Source organism: Verminephrobacter aporrectodeae subsp. tuberculatae At4, assembly GCF_000193225.1.
In the GTDB taxonomy this organism is placed as follows: domain Bacteria; phylum Pseudomonadota; class Gammaproteobacteria; order Burkholderiales; family Burkholderiaceae_C; genus Acidovorax; species Acidovorax aporrectodeae.
Genome location: NZ_AFAL01000474.1, coordinates 1 through 2,725, shown reverse-complemented (window position 1 = coordinate 2,725; position 2,725 = coordinate 1). Strand labels below are relative to the sequence as shown.

The 2,725-nt window shown below is 50.8% G+C and carries 3 protein-coding genes and 2 pseudogenes; 2 read left to right on the top strand and 3 right to left on the bottom strand.

Features of this window, described 5'->3' with window-relative positions:
* The coding region (locus VTU_RS27520; protein WP_010105681.1) for a tRNA (cytidine(34)-2'-O)-methyltransferase at positions 1 to 368 on the top strand (368 nt) is incomplete at its 5' end.
* 41 nt (positions 369 to 409) lie between these two features.
* Here VTU_RS27520 and VTU_RS0115270 read toward each other — a convergent pair.
* From VTU_RS0115270 to VTU_RS35700, 3 genes and pseudogenes are all read right to left on the bottom strand, one after another.
* A complete protein-coding gene (locus VTU_RS0115270) occupies positions 410 to 874 on the bottom strand; it encodes a MaoC family dehydratase (protein ID WP_010105679.1) in 465 nt (154 codons plus the stop codon).
* Positions 871 to 2,049, bottom strand: coding sequence for a hypothetical protein (locus VTU_RS32880; protein WP_169315409.1), 1,179 nt, complete (start codon positions 2,047 to 2,049; stop codon positions 871 to 873). Before VTU_RS32880 ends, VTU_RS0115270 begins: the two co-directional genes overlap by 4 nt.
* A 9-nt stretch (positions 2,050 to 2,058) precedes the next feature.
* Positions 2,059 to 2,292 (bottom strand): annotated as a pseudogene (locus VTU_RS35700) (P-loop NTPase fold protein); the annotation flags it as partial.
* A 76-nt stretch (positions 2,293 to 2,368) separates the two neighbouring features.
* On the opposite strand from VTU_RS35700, the pseudogene VTU_RS0115265 reads away from it, so the two are divergent.
* Positions 2,369 to 2,725: pseudogene (locus VTU_RS0115265) on the top strand (IS701 family transposase); the annotation flags it as partial.

The window sequence follows — 2,725 nt, the reverse complement described above, 5'->3', positions numbered from 1 at the left end:
ACGCGCAGGTGCTGCGCCACGCAGGCTGGACCGCGTTCCTGCGCGACACCCGGCCCGACGTGGCGCGCATGTTCCTGGTGACCACCCATGGCGCGCTGACCGTGTACGCCTCCTGCTTCTTGCCGGGTGACTGGCTGGTGTTTGGCGGAGAAACCCGGGGGCTCCCCGTGGCCTTGCGCGAGAGCTTTCCCCCCGCGCAATGCCTGCGGCTGCCCATGGTCGCGGGCCAGCGCTGCATGAACCTGTCCAACGCGGTGGCCGTGACCGTATTCGAGGCCTGGCGGCAAAACAGCTTTGCCATGCCCGATGGCGCGATCGGCGACGCCCCCGAGGGCACGGTCATCAGCGGGTTGATCCGGTCCAACTGAGCGCGCTCGCGCGGGGTCACGGCGTCACCGCAGACGGGTTCTCAGGCGGCTGCGCCGTAGCTGCGCGTGAGCGATTCGGCCACGCACACGGGCTTGTCGCCGCCCGCGCGCTCCACGGTCACGAGCCAGGTCATCTGCATGCCGTCGGGCGCCAGGGGCTCGGCCGCTTGCAGCGCCAGGCGCGCGCGCAAGCGGCTGCCCACCGGAACGGGCGCGGTAAAGCGCACCCGGTTAAACCCGTAGTTCACGCCCATGCGCGCCCCCTCGATGCGCAGGCTCATTGTGAGAAATTGCGGAATCAACGACAGCGTGAGCAAGCCGTGCGCAATCGGCACGCCAAAGGGCCCCACCTTGGCGCGCTCGGGATCCACATGGATCCACTGGTGGTCGCCCGTGGCCTGGGCAAATAGATTGATCTGTTCCTGTGTAATGGACAGCCATTCGGTTAGGGCGATCTCTTGGCCTATGCAGGCGGTGATTTCGGAGTAGGTTTGGAAGATTTTCATGGGGGTAGTGGAGCGTTCAAAATTCTGGCAAGTATATTTTGCTGATTTTTCCATCCTTTCAAGGGTTCTATTAACCAATAATATTTCGCGTTCAAACTGGATTTTTCGATACGGCTAACCAGATGTTCTGGGTCTTTAATGATAGAAAACGACGGCGATGGGCGAGGATCGTCGTTTTTATAGTCATCATAGCCGGAGAGGAGTTTATCCAATCCATCATCTGTTTCACACATCTTTGAAGTTATCGCATGAACCTCTTCGTATGATCCATTTTGTAAATAGGGAATCCTAAAAAGAATATAGTGCAGCAGTATCCCATCAAGCTCGCCATTTATGGCTTTTCGAGCACGATCAATCCATTTCTCGGTGGATTCCTTAAAAAGTACACTATTTCTGAAATTTTCATTGCGCTCTTTTGGAACCTCGTAACCGAAATTCCAAGAAACATGAATAGGCGTCTTTTCTATAATATCCGGAAGACATTTATTATATGTATCAGGAGTGCATTTATCATGTTGAAGCAACTCCCACATTACTCTGGAAATGCCTTTCGTAGTTTCACTCTCCACGACCACGACGTGTTGGGATTTATCGACCAGTTTTTTGATGCAAATTTCTATGTCCGAGGCACTGCAAGGCCAAGATTGTATGTGGATAGAAAACCACCCGAGAAGGGAAGAAAGCTCTTTGTTGTCACTCACGCTTAGCGCTTGTCCCCACTTTACAGGATCACTTAGAATCCCATGGATTTCTTCTGCATCAGGAATTCCATCGATGGCAGTGCATCTGAGATAACGGGCCATCCGATTGGGATGTGCCATTCTTAGTTCATTTATGCTAAGGGGGTCTCCAGATTTAAACGAGGAGAACAGGAATCGGCAAGCGCTATCCGCAACCTGCTTTTCTCCGCTGTCATCCGAAAGAAATTTCGCCCAAAGCGGCTTCTTGTCCTTCTGTGCCGCTGTGGCGTCATCCTCTACTTCCTGCCTCCGCGCAGTCCGATCTTCGATGGAGAGACTGTCATCAGACAAATGGTCTGGGTATGAACTTCCTCTAAAAAAGTACTGGGGATAATTGCAGATGTTTTCTCTTAATTTCGGAAAGCGTTGAGACAATGCCTCGAACACGATGGCATCTGCCACATTCACTTCTTTATATGTTATCGGCAATGCCAATGACAGTCGATTAACGATCCGAACTATGTCCCTCATATGTCTGGATAGGCGTGCTACCTGATCTATTGCGGATTCATAGAGTTGTTCTTCGAATCGACGCAGTGCTATTTTTAGCTCTGATGACAGGAGATGTTTTATTTTTTCTTCAGCGAATTTCTTCAGTTGTCGTTGAGATACCGTAGGAATTGGATAGGCAACCTGTACGATCTTTTCAAGATAGCTAGGACTTACGCAAACTAAAATAAATAATCAAGAAAATAGTTATTTGTGATGTTTTGTGATGTATACTTGCGTGGTTTCAACTTCACACTTCATGAACATGAAGCCAATGCGCCGTGATTACTGTCAATTTCTCATTTCGTCGCAGACGAATTACACGCAAACTTGGTTTGCCGATCATCATCAGCATTTTTCGCATGACGCCATCAATCGCTATTTGCAGAATGACAATGTAACGCCGGATGATGTCTGGGAGCAGGTCAAAGGTGTGATTGAATTTTCTCCCGATGGCTTTCTTGTGTTTGACGACAGCGTTTCGGACAAGAACCATTCGCACAAGATGGGGTTGGTGCGCTTGCAATATAGCGGTAACGAGCATCGCCTGATCAAGGGAATCGGTGTCGTCAATTGTTTGTACGTGAACCCACAAACCAAGCGCTACTGGATCATAGATTGG

What these genes read in the sequence shown, in the direction of transcription:
- VTU_RS0115270 (WP_010105679.1), bottom strand. Translation starts at nt 874, where the DNA reads ATGAAAATCTTCCAAACCTACTCCGAAATCACCGCCTGCATAGGCCAA.